Origin of the sequence: Vibrio sp. V30_P3S12P165 (genome assembly GCF_009904905.1) — a bacterium.
GTDB lineage: Bacteria > Pseudomonadota > Gammaproteobacteria > Enterobacterales > Vibrionaceae > Vibrio > Vibrio fujianensis.
On the sequence record NZ_WXWH01000013.1, the window covers coordinates 26,023 to 44,651 of the forward strand.

General features: G+C 41.8%; 19 protein-coding genes. 1 reads left to right on the forward strand and 18 read right to left on the reverse strand.

Translation table 11 applies throughout. The features are described from left to right. Nucleotides 1-23: 23 nt before the first annotated feature. Nucleotides 24-2,168, forward strand: a complete 2,145-nt coding sequence (gene pta / locus CAG57_RS02725) for a phosphate acetyltransferase (protein ID WP_099612587.1) — start codon at nucleotides 24-26, stop codon at nucleotides 2,166-2,168. Between the two features lie 63 nt (nucleotides 2,169-2,231). Here the strand turns inward: pta and CAG57_RS02730 are convergent, their stop codons facing one another. From CAG57_RS02730 to oppC, 18 genes are all read right to left on the reverse strand, one after another. Further along, nucleotides 2,232-3,179, reverse strand: coding sequence for a glutathione S-transferase family protein (locus CAG57_RS02730; RefSeq protein ID WP_161433821.1), 948 nt, complete (start codon nucleotides 3,177-3,179; stop codon nucleotides 2,232-2,234). 315 nt (nucleotides 3,180-3,494) lie between these two features. Continuing rightward, nucleotides 3,495-4,133 carry an OmpA family protein gene (locus tag CAG57_RS02735; protein WP_161433819.1) on the reverse strand — a complete coding sequence of 213 codons (639 nt, stop codon included), beginning with the start codon at nucleotides 4,131-4,133 and terminating at the stop codon, nucleotides 3,495-3,497. Nucleotides 4,134-4,245: 112 nt separating this feature from the next. Beyond that, entirely contained in the window at nucleotides 4,246-5,574 is a 1,329-nt protein-coding gene (locus CAG57_RS02740) for a TadE/TadG family type IV pilus assembly protein (protein WP_161439490.1), read from the reverse strand. A gap of 2 nt (nucleotides 5,575-5,576) precedes the next feature. Beyond that, a complete protein-coding gene (tadF, locus tag CAG57_RS02745; protein WP_157928716.1) occupies nucleotides 5,577-6,098 on the reverse strand; it encodes a tight adherence pilus pseudopilin TadF in 522 nt (173 codons plus the stop codon). Then, entirely contained in the window at nucleotides 6,079-6,576 is a 498-nt protein-coding gene (locus CAG57_RS02750) for a TadE family protein (RefSeq protein ID WP_161439491.1), read from the reverse strand. Before CAG57_RS02750 ends, tadF begins: the two co-directional genes overlap by 20 nt. Beyond that, complete coding sequence (locus CAG57_RS02755) at nucleotides 6,566-7,429, reverse strand: tetratricopeptide repeat protein (RefSeq protein WP_161433961.1); 864 nt, start codon at nucleotides 7,427-7,429, stop codon at nucleotides 6,566-6,568. Before CAG57_RS02755 ends, CAG57_RS02750 begins: the two co-directional genes overlap by 11 nt. Further along, nucleotides 7,422-8,321, reverse strand: a complete 900-nt coding sequence (locus CAG57_RS02760) for a type II secretion system F family protein (RefSeq protein ID WP_245869628.1) — start codon at nucleotides 8,319-8,321, stop codon at nucleotides 7,422-7,424. The genes CAG57_RS02755 and CAG57_RS02760 overlap by 8 nt, the downstream gene beginning before the upstream one ends. Further along, complete coding sequence (locus CAG57_RS02765; RefSeq protein WP_161427029.1) at nucleotides 8,311-9,231, reverse strand: type II secretion system F family protein; 921 nt, start codon at nucleotides 9,229-9,231, stop codon at nucleotides 8,311-8,313. Before CAG57_RS02765 ends, CAG57_RS02760 begins: the two co-directional genes overlap by 11 nt. After that, nucleotides 9,228-10,517, reverse strand: coding sequence for a CpaF family protein (locus tag CAG57_RS02770; protein WP_161431031.1), 1,290 nt, complete (start codon nucleotides 10,515-10,517; stop codon nucleotides 9,228-9,230). The genes CAG57_RS02765 and CAG57_RS02770 overlap by 4 nt, the downstream gene beginning before the upstream one ends. Continuing rightward, complete coding sequence (locus tag CAG57_RS02775) at nucleotides 10,514-11,767, reverse strand: AAA family ATPase (protein ID WP_161427911.1); 1,254 nt, start codon at nucleotides 11,765-11,767, stop codon at nucleotides 10,514-10,516. The genes CAG57_RS02770 and CAG57_RS02775 overlap by 4 nt, the downstream gene beginning before the upstream one ends. 3 nt (nucleotides 11,768-11,770) lie before the next feature. Continuing rightward, the gene (locus CAG57_RS02780) at nucleotides 11,771-12,289 is read right to left on the reverse strand and encodes a hypothetical protein (RefSeq protein WP_161427910.1); all 519 of its coding nucleotides are present in this window, start codon (nucleotides 12,287-12,289) and stop codon (nucleotides 11,771-11,773) included. Next, on the reverse strand, nucleotides 12,286-13,614 hold the full coding sequence (locus tag CAG57_RS02785) for a type II and III secretion system protein family protein (RefSeq protein ID WP_161427909.1): 1,329 nt from the start codon (nucleotides 13,612-13,614) through the stop codon (nucleotides 12,286-12,288). The genes CAG57_RS02780 and CAG57_RS02785 overlap by 4 nt, the downstream gene beginning before the upstream one ends. 10 nt (nucleotides 13,615-13,624) lie before the next feature. Further along, nucleotides 13,625-14,434, reverse strand: a complete 810-nt coding sequence (gene cpaB / locus CAG57_RS02790) for a Flp pilus assembly protein CpaB (protein WP_161427908.1) — start codon at nucleotides 14,432-14,434, stop codon at nucleotides 13,625-13,627. Between the two features lie 28 nt (nucleotides 14,435-14,462). Continuing rightward, nucleotides 14,463-14,888 carry a prepilin peptidase gene (locus CAG57_RS02795; protein ID WP_237665801.1) on the reverse strand — a complete coding sequence of 142 codons (426 nt, stop codon included), beginning with the start codon at nucleotides 14,886-14,888 and terminating at the stop codon, nucleotides 14,463-14,465. Nucleotides 14,889-14,897: 9 nt separating this feature from the next. Further along, entirely contained in the window at nucleotides 14,898-15,110 is a 213-nt protein-coding gene (locus CAG57_RS02800; protein WP_161427906.1) for a Flp family type IVb pilin, read from the reverse strand. 604 nt (nucleotides 15,111-15,714) lie between these two features. Next, nucleotides 15,715-16,707: a murein tripeptide/oligopeptide ABC transporter ATP binding protein OppF gene (gene oppF / locus CAG57_RS02805; RefSeq protein ID WP_161428410.1), complete on the reverse strand. Its 993-nt coding sequence runs from the start codon at nucleotides 16,705-16,707 to the stop codon at nucleotides 15,715-15,717. Continuing rightward, nucleotides 16,704-17,675 (reverse strand): ABC transporter ATP-binding protein, encoded by a 972-nt coding sequence (locus CAG57_RS02810; RefSeq protein WP_161428409.1) that lies wholly within the window; start codon nucleotides 17,673-17,675, stop codon nucleotides 16,704-16,706. Before CAG57_RS02810 ends, oppF begins: the two co-directional genes overlap by 4 nt. Before the next feature lie 32 nt (nucleotides 17,676-17,707). Further along, nucleotides 17,708-18,610: an oligopeptide ABC transporter permease OppC gene (gene oppC / locus CAG57_RS02815; protein WP_161428408.1), complete on the reverse strand. Its 903-nt coding sequence runs from the start codon at nucleotides 18,608-18,610 to the stop codon at nucleotides 17,708-17,710. Nucleotides 18,611-18,629: the final 19 nt, after the last annotated feature.

Consider the following 18,629-nt stretch of genomic DNA (forward strand, 5'->3'; position numbering starts at 1 on the left):
AATAGTGTTGAGGTACTTTACGAATGTCCCGTACTATTATGCTTGTCCCTATCAGTGCTGGTGTTGGTTTAACCAGTGTCAGCATGGGGCTCCTGCGTGCAATGGAGCGCAAAGGTGTAAGTGTTTCTTTTTATAAGCCAATTTCACAACCTCGTAGCGGTGGCGATCAGCCTGACCTCACCTCTACCATCATCAGTCATAATAGCGACATGAAAATTGGTGAACCAATGCCAATGTCTGCCGCAGAAGCATTGATTGGTGGTGAAAAAATGGATGTTCTACTAGAAACTGTCGTAGAACGTTATAACCAAATTATCGTTGACTCTGATGTCACTTTAATTGAAGGGTTAGTACCTACGCGCAAACACCCTTTTGCCAACCAAGTTAACGCAGAAATTGCCAAAACTCTTGGCGCTGAAATTGTGTTTGTTGCAACGCCTGGAACGGATAACCCAACCCAACTCAAAGAACGTATTGAAGTTGCTTGCTCAAACTTTGGTGGCACTAAAAATAAAAATATCTCAGGTGTGTTGATCAATAAATTAAACGCCCCTGTCGATGATGCAGGGCGTACGCGTCCTGATTTATCTGAAATCTTTGATGATGCAGATAGCGCTAAACAAGCCAATCTTGAAGTGATGCAGATTTTTAACAGCAGTCCGATTCGCGTGTTAGGCTGCGTGCCTTGGAATGTTGATTTAATTGCAACTCGAGCCATTGATATGGCTAAACATCTGAACGCAGAAGTGATCAATGAAGGCGATATTAATACCCGTCGTATTAAGAGTATAACCTTCTGTGCCCGCTCTATCCCACATATGATCGAGCATTTTAAACCGGGTTCACTGCTTGTTACTTCCGCTGACCGTCCTGACGTGATCGTCGCTGCCGCCCTTGCTGCGATGAATGGCGTAGAAATTGGTGCCGTGCTGCTAACTGGTGGTTACGATATGCCTAATGAAATCGTTAACCTATGTAAACCTGCGTTTGATACTGGCTTACCGATTTTTAAAGCTCAAGGTAACACTTGGCAAACCTCGCTAAACCTCCAAAGTTTTAGCCTTGAAGTTCCTGCTGATGATAAAGAACGCATCGAATTTGTCAGTGAACATGTGGCAAGCCATATTGATGGCCCATGGATTGATACGTTGACAGAAGGCACACAAGCCACTCGACGCCTCAGCCCACCTGCATTCCGTTACCAGTTAACTGAATTTGCTCGTCGTGCTAACAAACGCATTGTACTACCTGAAGGTGATGAACCTCGTACTGTAAAAGCCGCCGCTATTTGTGCAGAACGTGGAATCGCTCGCTGTGTGTTGCTAGGTAATCCCGATGAAATCAAACGCGTTGCTGCACTACAAGGTGTTGAATTGGGCGCTGGCGTTGAAATCATTGATGCCGATGCGGTACGTGAAAACTATGTGGCACGCTTAGTCGAGCTTCGTGGTGCAAAAGGCATGACTGAAGTCGTAGCGCGTGAAAAACTCGAAGACTCCGTTTTCCTCGGTACCATGATGCTGGAAGCAGATGAAGTGGATGGCTTGGTTTCTGGTGCGGTTCATACTACGGCCAACACCATCGTACCGCCTTTCCAAATCATTAAAACTGCGCCTAATGCGTCTATCGTTTCTTCTGTTTTCTTCATGCTCCTGCCGGATCAAGTTCTAGTCTATGGTGACTGTGCGATCAACCCAGATCCAACCGCAGAACAGTTAGCAGAAATTGCGATTCAATCAGCTGATTCAGCAGCTGCATTTGGTATTGACCCACGCGTAGCAATGATCTCTTACTCTACAGGAACCTCCGGTAAAGGTGCCGACGTTGATAAAGTGCGTGAAGCAACACGTATTGCACAAGAAAAACGACCCGATCTGATTATCGATGGCCCACTGCAATACGATGCTGCAATTATGGAGAACGTAGCAGCGTCTAAAGCACCAAACTCTCCTGTTGCTGGTAAAGCAACTGTGTTTGTGTTCCCTGATTTAAATACCGGTAATACCACTTATAAAGCGGTACAACGTTCAGCAGATCTTGTCTCTATCGGCCCAATGCTGCAAGGCATGCGCAAACCGGTCAACGACTTATCTCGTGGTGCTTTGGTGGATGATATTGTCTACACCATCGCACTAACAGCGATTCAAGCGGCTCAGGATCAGAAATAATCCTTCGTTACTGAACAACATAGAGTAAAATTAAAGCCCTCGATTTTGATCAAGGGCTTTTTATTAATTTAAATCACCTCGCCCATGATTAGATTCTAAATCTAAATCAGGCCCAACCGGTACAACTTGGGTTGGATTAATCATATTATGACTAAAATAGTAATGCCGTTTGATATGATAAAAATCTGTCGTCTCTTTAATTCCTGGCATTTGGTAAAGCTCTTTCAAATAGCCATTTAGATGCTGATAATCGGCAACACGCTTTTGATTACACTTAAAATGGCCCACATACACCGCATCAAAGCGAATCAAGGTGGTAAAGAGTCGCCAATCCGCTTCTGTCAAAACTGGCCCTGCCAAATAACGATGGGTCGCTAAATGGTGGTCGACTTTATCCAGTGCTGCGAACAACGATTCATACGCCTCTTCATAAGCTTCTTGAGTGGTTGCGAACCCGCAACGATAAACACCATTATTAATATTGGGATAAATAAAAGTGTTCCACTCATCAATGACTTCGCGCAATGCCAATGGGTAATAGTCGATATCATTGTCAGTTAATAAGTTAAACGCCGAGTTAAACATACGAATAATATCTGCAGACTCATTGCTCACAATTGTCTGAGTCTTTTTATCCCACAGAACTGGCACCGTAACACGGCCTGTATAATCAGCCTTAGCCTGAGTATAGAGTTGATGCAGTTTACTATAGCCAAATAAAGGTTCTGGAATACCAAATTGCCACCCTTGGCTGAGCATATCAGGGCAAACAATCGTAATATCGATATGCTCTTTAAGTTGTTTCAACTGGCGGAAAATTAAGGTTCGATGCGCCCAAGGGCAGGCTAAAGAAACGTAAAGGTGATAACGACCAGATTCTGGTGTAAATCTCGCACCCGGTTTATTTTCGATCCAATCACGGAACCCAGCCTCTTCCCGGACAAAATTTCCACCATTGGTTTTAGTATCATACCATCCCTCATGCCACTGCCCTTCAACTAACTGACCCATCATTCACCTCATACCCAAGTCTGCTGGCTTATTCACCATTATAGGTATGCTCTATTGCGATCACACCGGAGCAAGTTGGTTAAGTTATTCGAATTTTTTGAAGGTAAAATAAGAATCATAAAAAAGCCACGCACTACGAGAGAGTTAGTGTGCGTGGCAAACAGAAAGCTTACCCCTTGTTACTTCAAGCAATGTGTGGACAACATCCATCCACTACAAACATATCGAGCCTCTGTGGGCCTTTTGCTATAGCAATGTATTGTTCACTGAGTCGCCACCTACCTGCAACTCTAGATTGCTTGGCGATAACGGATATTAGTGAATATCTACCCGACGATTTTTAGCGCGCTGTTGCGCTGTATCATTACTAATCAGCGGCCTTTTCTCACCATAAGAGATGGTATCAATCGTCATCGATTGCTCAGATTGTTGTTGCAAGTAATCTGCCACTGATTGGGCTCGACGTAAACCGAGCGAAAAGTTGTACTCATCACTACCAATATTATCCGTATGTCCTTCTACCTTAAGAGTTTGATCATGCTGTAGACGTTCTATTATTTGCGCTAAAACATAGCGTGAAGAATCCGTCAATTCTGACCGATCAAAAGAGAAATAGACTCTGGCCAAAAGTTCACTGTCTTGAGTTGACAAAGACTCTGCATGATTGAGTAGATATTCAACACACATCTCTTCGATACCAGCAGAGTGCATCTGCTGTGCAACAAAGGCGACACTGGCAGAATAACGTGCTTGATCTTCAATCTGAGGAAAAGCACCTTGATTTAGATACACTCGACGTCCTTGCCCAATTTGAACTTGCTGCTCAAACTCCATATCAAGACTATTGCAATAATAATACATCGCATTTTGTGTTGGTTGTTTGGTAGAGGAGGCAACCCAAGGGCTGACCGTCAATAATAACAGTATAAATAGGGTCGTTACTGTTCTTTTCATTATAAAAAGTCCTTATTTAAAGAGGTAAATGAACGCAGCAAACACCGCTGTATCTTCAAGTAAGAAGAGCATATAATTCTATTGACTGGTAACCATAATAATATTGATTTTTTCATCGTGCTAAATGCCCAATCTCTTCGGTAATTAATTCAAGTATTTTATTTTTAATGTCATTTCTATTCTCTGCGGAGAAAACATTTTCCTGTCCTACACAATTTCTCATTTGTGGAAATGCATTAATATTATAGTCAAACCCAACTGCCACCATACGAGCGGTAACATCATCACCTTCTACTGTTTTTTGATTATTCAATTCATTTAATATTCTATTACATAAACCTAATGCGGTAGGACTGCTGGGTGGAAAACCTGGACTTGCCGGATTAATAAGTTTATCAGTTGTTCGCCAATAACTATCTTGTCCATCGGACAATAAAATAATTAATCGTCGAGGATTATTTCCAGCCAATGCCATTTGTGCTCCTCGAATAATACCTGCATATGAAGATGTTCCACTTCCTGTAGAGCGCATAATATTAAAACTATTAGATTTTATTTTTGATCTAATAAAACTCATATTATCTGTCAAATTAACATCTTCAAATATAGAAATATTAGTAATTGAACCGGCAACGGGGTTATGAGCGTTAGAATTTAAATTAAAAACATCTCTTATTGTTGCCTCAGCGTTGACATATCGGTGATCATCCCCCGGATAATCACTTTTACAACGCCCTTCAACCCACTGCCGATTCCAAACCCAACAAGTTAAATGATCATAATAGGTTCGAGTATTATTTACGACTCTACTGGTATAAAAATCAAACCCAACAACCGCCAACTTATTACGTTTTTCTGAATTAACATTATATCCATTAAATGTTTCTAATTCGGTTGATATATCAGATATAATATCTTTTAAATCAAGAAACTTCCTTTTTGAACCGCCATCCCAAAACTCATACATAGATGCTGAAAAATCAGCAACTAAGACAACATCCACTGTTTCAGAGTGATATTTTCTAGTGATAGACGCATCAGAAACCTGATAATTTTTACCAAATCCAATAATGGCCTCATTGCCGGGAAACCAAGTGGGTTGAGTGATACTTGCGGTAACACGATATTCAAAAAATCGTCGTTCTTGATCACGGCAGTTTTGGTTATCTTCACAATTCAATTTTTGGATTTCAATATCTTTATCTTCTATTTTTGCTAATGGAAAATAATACTGAACATAGCTTTTGGCTAACGTTTTATCATCAGAACCTTGCCCTGCAACCGCAAGGCTGGCTACTTCAACCGCTTCAAGTAATCGAGCTTTATCTTGTATTGCACGAGCACCATCAGTACCTAATGTAAATACACCAAACAAAACAGGAATAAAAAGAGCAAATAAAATTGCCGCATGACCAGATTGTTTATTAAGATTGTGATTCATCGTTATCTCCCCATCGTTATCGATCGGCTAGAAACTCGGGAAAAATCTTGTCCAATTAAGTCACCAAACCAACTCTCGGTGTCATAACAAAGTGTGACTTGGTATAAAGTTGCATGTCGACCAAACGTTGTGACAAAATCGAGAGACGAGTCAGGATGTTGACTTTCACAATCGATCCCTCGGTGGTAAGGCAAAACAACATCCACCCCATTACGAACAATATCTAATTGAAAACCAAATTTTTTATCATCAAAGCTTCCCGACGTTCGATGTAACGAGCGACGAATAATATCGTAAATAGTATCAACTTCTGTTTCTCCCACCGAAAAGTTATCAGCGCCTGCCAATTCAGTTCTTTCTTTAATAATACTGACCGCAGAATAAGACATGCGATCTAACTTTCCTTTATAGGCAAGCTTTACGACTATATCCGCACTGAACACTAATAGCAGAGCAAAGAATACTCCGATAATAGCAAATTCCACGGTAAAGTTACCAAGTTGATTATTGCGCGAATGTTTCACGTTGATATTCCTGAATCACAATAGCTTCACGGGCGAAAAGTGTTTCGCTACTTAAAAAGAAATTAAAAATAGGTTGGTAGTCATAACTAATATGATAAACCGCAATCGCCATATCTTTAGGGTCATTGCAATTAAATGCATCTCCCGTTTCCCCTAAACAGCGTGTTTCATAAGAATGTAAGTCATCTAAATGTTTAACAAATTGCACTTTTGCTTGAAATTTATTTGCATCAACAACATAGCGCCACAAACTATTTTCTTCACTCAATAATTTATTAAATTCGGCGACATAATTAATACCATCTGTTTTTTTAGCTTCTCTTGCTGCTTTAGCTATTGCAAGATCACCCAAGCTAGAAATATAAGACATAAAACTCATTTCTACCCAAGCCATACACATCAACCAAAAGGCAAAAAAACCGCCAACAAACTCGATTGTTGCCACCCCTTTTTGCGAGAAACGTGCATCATTGTTCATATTTTTCTCCTGATGATGGACTGGTCTTTTTTGCTTTTAGTTCATCAGGTGCTACGGTATCACTATCTAAAACTATTTTAGCATCAGCCTGATCGGCAAAGTTAATGTTAGAGGCTAAATTTAAACTTCTTAATGATTGATATAATTTAACAATTTCATCTTGACTATATTGGTCAGCATAAAAAACCAATAAATGGTTTAAACTACCTTTTTTGGCCATAATAATAGCTAAGTTTGCTTTCACCTGCTCATCCGCTTGTTCATTCATATATATAGGTAATAAACGAGCCGCAGCGCTATCATAATCGCCTTCTAACATATCAATTAACGCTAAATTATTTTTGATAGTAATATCATCAAACATTAATTCTCTAGCTTGAGTAAACAGTGCCCTTGACTGTACTAAATCACCCTGTTGAGCATAAATAATAGCGAGTAGGTTAATCACCTTAGCATCCATTGGGCTTTTATCTCGTGCGAGATGAAGAGAATGTTTCGCCTCTTCTATTTTCCCTAAACGAAATAACGCTAGTCCTTGTAAATAAAAGACTTGCCCTGTATTCGATTTATGGTTGATTAAAGGGGCCAAGGTAAATAATGCCGATTCAGCATCTTGATAATTTAAATAGACTTCAGCCAACTTTAGTCGTGTTTCACTTTCTTCCCCCTGCTTCAATTGCCTTTTATAAAGCTCAATCAGGGCTGAATAATTCGATGTTTTTGTATAAATCTGTTCTTGATCAACAGAAGTTAGATCTAAGTTTCCACTCACTACTTCACCTTGAGTTCCAGCCGTCGTAACACAACCGGAAAGTATGATGACAAAAAGAAACATCACGATTTTTTTATGCATTAGCCATCATCCTCATTATACCTGGAGCAGCGATTAAAATAACAATAGGTACCATGATAAAAATAATCAAAGGGATCGACATTTTCGCAGCTAACTTGCCAATTTTTTCTTCAATTTGTAGCATTTGTACCTCACGAATATCAGCTGATAACGTCGTTAGTACGCTGTATATTGAGCTGCCATACTGCAAACTTTGTTTTAATGTCATCACAAAGCTACGCATTTCATTCGAGGGAACTCGTTGATAAAGTTCATCAAGAGCTTGCTCTAAACCAACTAAACGCGCGCGATCATCTGTTTTTACCAGCAAGTAGCTAATATCTTTATCAAACCCTTTCATCTCCTTCGCTAAATAACTGATGGATGATTCAATCGTCATCCCGGTTTGAACACATACCGCCATTAAGTCTAATAAATAAGGTAATTTAGCAGAAATTTTGTAGCTCAATTGCTTGGCGCGTATCGCTAAATAGCTATCGGGTAAAATTAGACTAATGACTAACCAAATTGCCACGCTAATAAATAAACTATGGCCAGTCCAATGAAAACGTAGCGATAAGGCATAACAAGCAAGACAGCCCAATAACAACAGAGTATATTTTATCGGCATAAAATAAGTAGCAAGTTTCGGATTATAAAATCCAGCGGCTAAAAATTTCTGTTGGACTTGTTGCTTATCAGATGAGAAAAGACTATTAAGTAAACGAGAGAGCTGATCAACCCATGTCGATTTAACTTTCTTTTGCTCATGATAATGAAAGTCTTGCCATAACTGCTTCTTACGCTCACTACGTAAAGAGGCAATTAACAAAACGGTACCAATCATAATGGCGATAATTGAAAACAGGCTACCGATTGAAGTATGTAACCAATAAAAAATACTATCGAACACTTTTCATTAGCCCCCATACAATGGCAATACCAATCGCCTCACTGATCAACACATAATAGAGAATAGGTCGGCCACCGGGATCAAACATGACAAACTCATAATTCTCTGGGCTCAGGTACTGCAAAATAAATAAGAAGAAGAAAGGAATCGCGGCAACAATTTTTGCAGAAGTACGCGCTTCTGAAGTCAGAGCATATTTTTTCTTTTCAATCGAGCGAGCATTAAAAAGTAGTCGATTTAAGCGTAGAATAATTTCTTTTAATTGTCCTCCGCGCTGCATATTAGCCCGTAGAGTAATGACAAAAAAATGAAACGAAGGATAAGGAAACCGTAAGCAAGCTTTACGAAACACATCATCTGGTGATTCGCCTAACTGTAATCGCTTGCCCATAATTTTAAACTCTTTACCGACTTCATTGTTGAGTGTGTTCCCTACATACATAATGGCATGAGTAATACTTTCCCCTGCCGAAACCGCACTGCTAAGCATGTTAAGTGCATCTGGAAAACTTTCTTCAAACTGATTTTTTTCGCGTTTTTTTAGCCAAAAATAAGCGAACGCTAACCCAGATAGTACTGTAATTACGACAACTAGCATCACTGAACCACGAACAAAACGTTGGTTAAACTCCATCCCTAAAAAAATCAAGAGGCAGAGATAACTCACTACTTTTATGACAGCAAGTTTACCAAGTTGCTTATTCAGATTACGCCAGCCTTGGGTTGCTCTGTCTGTCCATGTTCGATCAGAAAGCGATTTTATATCAATTGCTTGCTGCTCAGAGGTCATAGAATCAACATAAACCGTTCGGCTAAACTGGTCTAAGTAATCATAACGTTCACGAGTGCGCTTGCGCTTTGCAAACCACAACAAAACCACTCCAATCAAAATCAGCAAGATGGCTATCATGCTCGCTTCTCTCCCACCTCACGAAAGGCTTTGGCCAAGTTCTCTTCTAACCCGAAAAAACGCGCTTTTTCATATAAAACAGATCGTTGCATTAAGCCTGAAGTGATGAAACTGCCGTTTACTTTGCCATCTTCACTTTGACGAAGGTTGGGTTGAAAACGAAAAATCTCTTCTAAGACGACACTTGAACCCTCTAGCCCCATGACCTCAGTAATGCTCATGACTTTTCGGCTACCATCATGCAGCCGATTAATCTGGATAATGAGGTCAACAGCACTGACGATAGTGCGACGAATCGCTTCGAGTGGTAAATTGCTGGTTGCCATCATCACCATCGATTCTACCCGCGCTAAAGCATCTCGTGGGGTATTGGCGTGCAGTGTAGACATCGACCCGTCGTGCCCTGTGTTCATGGCTTGTAGCATTTCAAATGCCTCAGCGCCACGACACTCGCCAACAATGATGCGATCTGGTCGCATCCGTAGCGAGTTAATGACTAAGTCTCGCTGGTTAACTAACCCAGTATTTTCAATGCCTGCTGTGCGGGTTTCTAAGCGCACAACATGAGGTTGCTGTAAGCGCAATTCCGCTGCATCTTCAATGGTAATAATACGTTCGTTTTCAGAAATAAACTGAGATAACGCATTTAGCATCGTCGTTTTCCCCGAGCCAGTCCCTCCTGAAATTAAAATATTTAATCGGCAGCGAGCTGCAACCATTAATACCTGAGCCATTTCAGGGCTCATCGCTCCAAACTCGCATAATTTGCTAAGGTCTATACTTTGCTTTTTAAACTTACGGATGGAAATGGCAGTGCCATCAATGGCTATCGGCGGAATCACTATATTAACTCGGCTTCCGTCCTGTAAGCGTGCATCACAAGTTGGGGACGACTCATCCACCCGTCGACCAACACGTGCAGCAATTCGTTTTGCTATATCTAGTAATTGTCTTTCATCAATAAAATCTATGTGGGCTTTTTCAACCAATCCACCACGCTCAATAAAAATATTTTCATGGCCATTGATCATAATATCGCTAATGGATTCATCGTCCATTAACGCTTGTAGGGGCCCTAACCCAACAAGCTCATCCACCAAGTTTTTCACAAATTCTTGACGGATCACTTTTGGTACCGTTAACCGTTCACGCTCAATCAATAATTCAACCGCACCATCAAGCTGCTTGGCGAGCTGCTCTTTACTCATCTGCGCGATGGCTTCGGGCTCCAACGCATCAAAAATTTGTTTGCGTAGTCCGACATAAATTGCTTTTGCGCCGATCATGATTTTTTCAACCATTGCTGAATTTGTTGTAATAAGCTTCCCTTGGCTTGAACAAGCGTTTCGCCTAATAATAAGCAAGTCAATTGTTTCAACGGCTCAGCCGCTTTCAATTTGGATGCAACAACACGTTTATCTTCTAAAATGGTGGTATTAATTGCTTCACAGTAAGGGATTTCTACATCGATCGGCTGCTTAAGAATGGTTTCTGCTTCTTGCCTTCCTGCCGTTGCTAACTTGCTGGCAACCGTATGATTAAGAACCGTAATTAAGCGTAGCGCAGGGTTACTATTGAGTTTATGCACTCGCTCTTTCAAACGTGCAGCCTCTCGCACTGAAGAAACGGTCGGATCAATCACCAACACCACCATGTCTGCATGAGCAAGAAATTTATCGGCTTCTAAGCTAAATCCAACCGAAGAGGAAAGGTCTTCTAAGATAAAGTTAACCTCTTCTGAAAGCTGATCCACCACAACATTGGAGTAATCCAGCAAAGATAAGGTATCTAACTGTTCCGACGTGATAGCCAACATAGACAACATCGGATTCTGTTTGTGTAATAAACTTTGTGCAGAAGCACTGTCTAATGACGAAGCAAGTGAACCTTTTTGGATTTTCCGTTTTTCTAATTTACGAATCCCCATCAAGATATCTAAGTTACCGCCGTAGTAATTTTGATCCACAATCAAACACGAGGTTTTACGAGCGCTACTCAACTGGTACGCCACTTCCGCAGTAATCAAACTGGCTCCTACGCCACCTTTTGTCCCTAAGATGCTAATGTATTTGGCTCGACGTTTTTTTCCAGGGCCTCGGTGGCTACTACGCTGTCGGTTATCATAAACACTACGGACAAAATCGATAAACTCTTGCTTGCTGACCGGCCAAAAAACATAATAAAAACCCATCGCTTTTAAATTACGAATGGTCGAAATTGCATCTTCACTGCCCACCACAATAACTGAAGCATGGTTAGGCAATAAGTGGCTAATTCGCTCTGCATCAGCGCTAACATCTCGGCTATTATTTAGCTCAACAATCACGATCTCAATATCTGACTGACGCACATGTTCAGCGATTTGATCATCTTGGTTTTTCGCCATTGCTGGAGGAATAATGCCTTCAAATCGAAAGGCTTCTTGCACCAATTCTTGACATTCAGCGGTTTGATAAAACAGCACCGAGGTGATTTTTTGCTGCTCTATGGTTTCAGTTTGCTGCTTTTTACTGAGTAAATCGACTAAATCAAACATTATTTAGCGACTCCCGTGCTGAAGGTGACTTTCTGACTGGAGCATTTTTTGGGGATTAACCATCGACTGCCAGCGTGAACTTTCTATAAAACATCCGGTTCCTTCTTGACCAAAACGACTCACCTGAGCATAGGGACAGACCGGAACAACCACTTTATGTGCTAGAATGTCTACTTTAAAATCAAAATGTTGTCCAAAACTATTAGAAGATTTTTCGAGACGTAACTGCTCAGAAGCCACCCCTAAACTACGTAACTTCTGCCGAGTTTTTATTGCAAAACGTTCGCCATCAGGAGTACGCCAATATAGAACGATTTGCTGCGTCACCAATGCGGCATGCTGTTCATGTAAAAAATCGTCTAATCGCGTTTGTGCCTTCGCAAGCTGCTGACGGTTGGTTTGTAAAGCCAGTGAGGTAAGCACAGGATAGACCTCTATTGCAGGGCCAGATTGATCCGGGCGACCAGAACTACAACCGATAAGAACCCATAAGAGTCCAAACATTACCATTGATTTTTTCATTGCTTAAACCCTCCCGTGGCGAGAATTTGCTGGCTCAACTGCTGTTCTACTGGGCTTTTTTCCGGGTCTAGAGCAAAGAAACGCTCTAACGTTGAAGTACGCTGCATACTCGGTAACTGAATGCCAGATGGTTGAATGGGTTGAACTAAATTGACTGTGGCAATGATGACTAATTCAGTTTTGTTACGGCTGGTTTCGGTATGACGAAATAATGCACCCAGGATAGGAATATCGCCGATAAAAGGAATTTTTCTCAATAATTCGCTCTCTTCTTTATTGAGTAACCCCCCCAAAACAAAACTTTGTCCATCGCCTAATTCAACGGTGGTTCTTGCGCGACGAGTTTTTAAGGCAGGTAAATTGTAAGTATCATTGGCGTATTGAGTATCTAGCGAACTGACTTCGGGCATCAGTGAGAGGCGAATTTTATCGTCACGTTGTACTTTCGCCATCATCTCTAATCGGACACCAAACTCTTTATAAAGAACATTCGTACCACCATCAACGATAGTAACGACCGGTAATTCTCCCCCCACTAAAAAACTGGCGGTTTCTCCTGAAATAACCGATAAATTAGGCTCGGCTAACACTTGCCCAACGGTATCATCTCCTATAGCACTGATCAGTGTCATGATGTCAGTGCTGCTAAATTGCCTGAGCGGATTGACAAAAATCCCACTATTTTGCCCACTGCTTCCAAGCTGAATGCCGAATTTCTCCATAAACGATTGAGAAACTTCAGCAATCGATAATTTCACATTCACCTGCTTTGTACTGGCTACTTCAATATTATTTACCACCCCTTCAAAGCGACGACGCTGCATAAACTCCATTTTGTAACTGTTATCACCGAGTTTCCATTCCACATCACTATCAATAGAATTTTTTCCCAATAACTCCCCAACCAACAGGTTGATTTCATCACGTTCTTTTTCGCTTGCGACCATACCACTGAGCACCACCTGTTCACCTAAATTGTAAACCGTGACTTCCGCATGTGGATACTTCATTTGAATTTGCTGTTGAATATGCACCATACTTTTATTGACCACTAATCGTCGGCTAGTTAGTGTTTGGCTGTTTTCACCAAAAACGATCAGATTTGCATTACCCACTTGTTTGCCAAAAACAACCACCGTATGTCGATCAATGACTTGATAATCAGCCACGTTAGGATCGGAAATAAAAATCGATTGGATTTCACCTTCCGTCCTTAAGGTTTGCGCATCACCTTCCGCTAAGTTAAGCATTCGTTGTGCATTGACAGGTAAACTCAGCACGCCCAATAGAATGAAAAGTAATAAAGAAAAATAGCGATGAATCATAATCCGTTCCTTAGCGTACCGTGGCTTTATCTGCCCGATATTCTTGTATGGCTTTGTAGTCATTGAGTACATCACCCGCATTGGCCGAAAGCTCACTCGCTTTACGATGACCACTAGAGAGGTGGATCTCTAACTGTGCAATATGCCGAGCAATGGTTAAGGTGGCCACTTGTTTACGGGTCAACTCTAAAATGACACTGGCCTGTGACGTTGTTGCTTGCTCGCGTCCTTTTCCTTCTATGAGTTGCTGTTGGTTCACTTGCAACACTTTGACTCCCATCAAAACCGGAGCTAAGGAGACCGTTTCAAAACTGCGCACAGTTTGATCATTAGCTAAATTCTGTTTTAAGGAAGCAAGCGCTAAAACATCGACCAAGGATCCCGGTCGAATCACGCCACCAATGACCGATTCCGCTTTTACCTGCAGAGGAAAAGGAACATGATCTGGCGTTAAAATAAGATCGATATAGCCAGCTTGATTAGGCCGTAATAGCATTTCTGGCCACACCACCCCTCCTTGAGCCAAGGGCTGGTTAATCCGCATCTCTGGCGCGAAATCTATCGTGATATCTTGGTTGACTCCCAACGCGAGCGCTTGACGCTCATCCATTGAACGTAGTTCAAGATCCGCTCGAGTAATGGGTTGTCCTTTTTCTAATGGATGACGAGCAAGCCAAACTTGCCACTGTTTCACAGGCAATGGGGGGGGCTCTACAGCGAGAGTAGACGGAGTGGGCGGAGGCGTGGCTGGAGCAAATAATCCATAGCCACCAACGGCTATCGCAAGGAGAGCCAATGCAATTAAAAGCTTGGAATTCATTTCACCGTCCCAAGTGAGAGAAAATTATTTATAAAGAGGAGAGATAAATGGCACAACCACCAACTAAACTGATCGGCACTCCATAAGGAATGCCTTTTTGGCATACAACCGTTAAATCAGTACACAGACCATAAAGCAAGTAGCCGAGAGCCATAATTCCACCTATCACTGTGATACCAACTATGGTTAATGGTAGATAATCTGGATGAATACCTAAACTAAGGACTGCCAACAGTTTAGTATCTCCCGCAGCCAATAACCGAAAGTAAAACAACACACACCCTACAGCTAATATAACTAGAGTATAGGGTAAAATTGACCAGTTAGGCTGGGTCAACCAGCCTAAAAGTATTACCACGGTCAATGCCTGTAAATAATGGTGGTGAATCGTTCGCTGACAAAAATCTCCAATTACTATCAGAATTAAAATAATCAGAGTAACCAGCAATAACATTGTCACAGTTTATTCAGCATTATTTATGTTTGTTGTTATTTTTGTAAATGCCGCTTTCAGTGATCCTTGCAGTGAATCTGGGCCATCACCACTAAATACAGCTAACACAATCGCAGAAATTGCCACACCAATAATCGCGTATTCAATCGCGGTAACACCGCGTTGATCGTGAGCAAAAGAGTCCAACAGTAAGCGAGATTTAATATATAATTTTGTCAACATGGAATTTTCCTTTTTTTATCATATAAACGAAAATTTGGAACAATATCACCAAATTTCATTTCAATAGGGTAAGTTTAGTATTCAAAACTTGCATGTCCATCGAAAATTACATCAAAGTTATTGATTTAAATCTTTAATCTCAACCATGAGACAAAACAGAGCATTAACTCTAATTTAACTTATCATTCGCTTGATATAATCAGCAAATATAATGATATAAATCACATTAATGGTGGAGCTATTACATTTATTGCATTAGTTCACAATGAGACGAATTTACTGAGAATTGACTAAAAAATATCAAGGATGCTAGAAAAACACTGAAACAATACGAATAACAAGAGGAAAATATTACTATTTACATTGTCCCTAACCTATATGGCTAGGGACATAAAGGGCGATACCCAAACCATTTGGAATTGCAGTTAGGCGGCAAGTAAGTGACAAATTTGTCTGGAACAAACTTGAACAGCCGTAGACTAGCCTTTGATGAGAACCACAGATGGCTCTCATCATCCCCATAAGCATAGACAGGCGATGTGGTTGGGGTGAACGAACGTAGCCGACACCCCTGCAGCTTCAAGTAGGAAGGTATATTGGTTAATTACAAATTAACCTGCAGGCAAGAGACCGCATGTTGATCGTCGCCTTGAATGCTGGGCCGAATTTGCGCACAGGCGTCATTCGCTTGCGGACAACGAGTACGGAAAACACAACCTGAAGGCGGGTTAATCGGTGAGGGTAAATCCCCTTCCAACATTTGAATGGTTTTACTGCGTTCAATTTTAGGATCAGGAATGGGTACGGCTGACATTAATGCTTTAGTGTAAGGATGCAAAGGATTAGCAAACAAGGCTTCCGCTACTCCGAGTTCTACCGCGTTGCCTAAATACATCACCAAAACACGATCAGAAATGTGCTTCACCACGGAAAGATCATGCGCAATAAAAACCAGTGACAAGCCTAACTCTTGTTGTAGATCTTTTAATAAATTGACCACCTGAGCTTGAATTGATACATCCAATGCAGAGACGGGTTCATCACAAATGATCATTTTAGGGTTTAAAATCAATGCTCGTGCAATGCCAATTCGTTGGCATTGGCCGCCGGAGAATTCATGTGGATAGCGGTTAATGACATTGGGCAGTAGGCCTACTTTGGCCATCATTTCCTTGACACGATCTTTGACTTCTTGCTTAGACAGCTCGGGATAAAATGTCTGTAAAGGCTCAGCAATAATGTCTCCAACCGTCATCCTTGGGTTGAGTGAGGCAAGCGGATCTTGGAAGATCATTTGAATGTCTTTTCGGGTCTGACGGCGCTTAACGGCATTTAAGCGAGTCAGATCTTGTCCTAACCAAACAACCTCGCCAGCGGTTGCCTCGACCAAGCCGATAATCGCTCGCGCGAAGGTTGATTTACCACAACCAGATTCACCGACCACACCTAAGGTTTCACCTTCATATAAACGAACGTTTACCCCATCAACGGCTTTTAAAGTCGCCGGCTTACTCCAAGGCCACGCTGATTTGGCGGCGATAGAAAAATGGACTTTTAAGTCTTTAATATCTAATAAGAGTGATTTTTGATTGCTCATTTAGTCCAAGCCTCCCAATCAGAAAAACAGGCACGCTGACGTCCATCTGCAAACGGTGTCAAGATCGGCGCTTCACGCATACATCGGTCCATCACTCGATGGCAGCGTTCTTGATACGGGCAGCCTGTCGGTAGGTGCAGTAAGTTAGGCGGATTACCCGGTATGGTCGGTAGTACATCGCCTTCGGTATCTAACCGAGGAATGGCCTTAAGTAATCCTTCGGCATAAGGATGGCTAGGGCGATAAAAAATATCATCAACGGATCCATACTCCATTGTTCTTCCGGCATACATCACTAATACTTTGTCACAAGAGCCTGCGACCACCCCTAAATCATGAGTAATCATAATGATCGCGGTGTTAAACTCTTTTTTCAGTTCATTGAGCAAGTCCATGATCTGTGCCTGGACGGTCACATCCAAAGCGGTCGTTGGTTCATCGGCAATCAATAATTTAGGGCGACAAAGCAGCGCCATCGCAATCATTACTCGTTGACGCATACCACCTGAAAACTCATGCGGGTACATGGTAATCCGTTTACGTGCTTCAGGAATTTTTACTGCTTCAAGCATGCGGACTGATTCTTCAAATGCTTGCGCTTTACTCATTCCCTTATGTAGCATCAAGACTTCCATCAGTTGGTCGCTGACCTTCATATAAGGGTTCAACGAAGTCATTGGATCTTGAAAAATCATGGCAATTTGCTCGGCGCGCACTCTGTTCAGCTCACGCTCGGGTAAATTGAGAATTTCTTTTCCCTCAAATTTAGCGCTGCCTGAGATTCGACCATTTTTAGCCAGCAACCCCATAATGGCAAATACCGTCTGCGATTTTCCTGAACCGGACTCACCCACAATGCCTAATGTTTCTCCTTGTGTCAGAGAAAAGTTTAAATCATTGACCGCAGTGACGGTGCCATCTTGGGTGGTAAACTCCACCCGCAGATCTTTGACATCTAATAAACTCATTATTCTTTCCTTACCATCTAATTCCTGTGGGGTTATCTGTCTTTTGGATCCAGCGCATCGCGTAAACCGTCGCCGACATAATTAAAACAAAAGAGAGTGACCACCATAAATGCGGCAGGAAACGCCAGTTGCCAAATAGCAATTTCCATGGTTTGCGCGCCTTCTTGTAACAACGCGCCCCAACTGGTCATCGGTTCCTGTACGCCAAGACCAAGGAAAGAGAGGAAGGATTCGGTCAAAATCATACTGGGGATCAGCAAGGTTGAATAAACCGCCACTATCCCTAATACATTAGGTACAATATGCCGAGTAATGATCCGCCATTGGCTCACCCCACACACATGCGCCGCCTCGATGAATTCTTTGCTCCGCAGGCTTAACGTCTGGCCTCGCACAATACGCGCCATATCCAGCCACGCAATGGCACCAATCGCCACAAAAATCAAAATAATATTACGGCCAAAAAAGGTCACCAAAACAATGACTAAAAACATAAAGGGCACAGCATAAAGAATTTCTAAAATACGCATCATCACCCGATCGACTTTGCCACCAATGAAGCCAGACGTTGCACCATACAAAGTACCAATCAATACGGCAACAAACGCGCCCATCACCCCAACCATCAATGAGATACGACCACCGATTAAGGTACGGACATAGATGTCGCGTCCAAGGCTGTCGGTGCCAAACCAATGCTCGGCATTAGGAGCAACATGCATGGCATACCAATCGGTATCATCAAATGCATAAGGGGCCATCATGGGTAAAATAATCACCGCTAAAATCATTAAGGATAAAATGACCAAACTGACCATTGCAGCTTTGTTACGCATAAACCGATAACGCGCATCTTGCCATAAACTGCGGCCTTCTATTTCTAAATTCTCAGAAAATGTTTCAATCGCCGCGACATTATCTTTTTTTATTAACATTGCTCTATTTCCCTGTCGT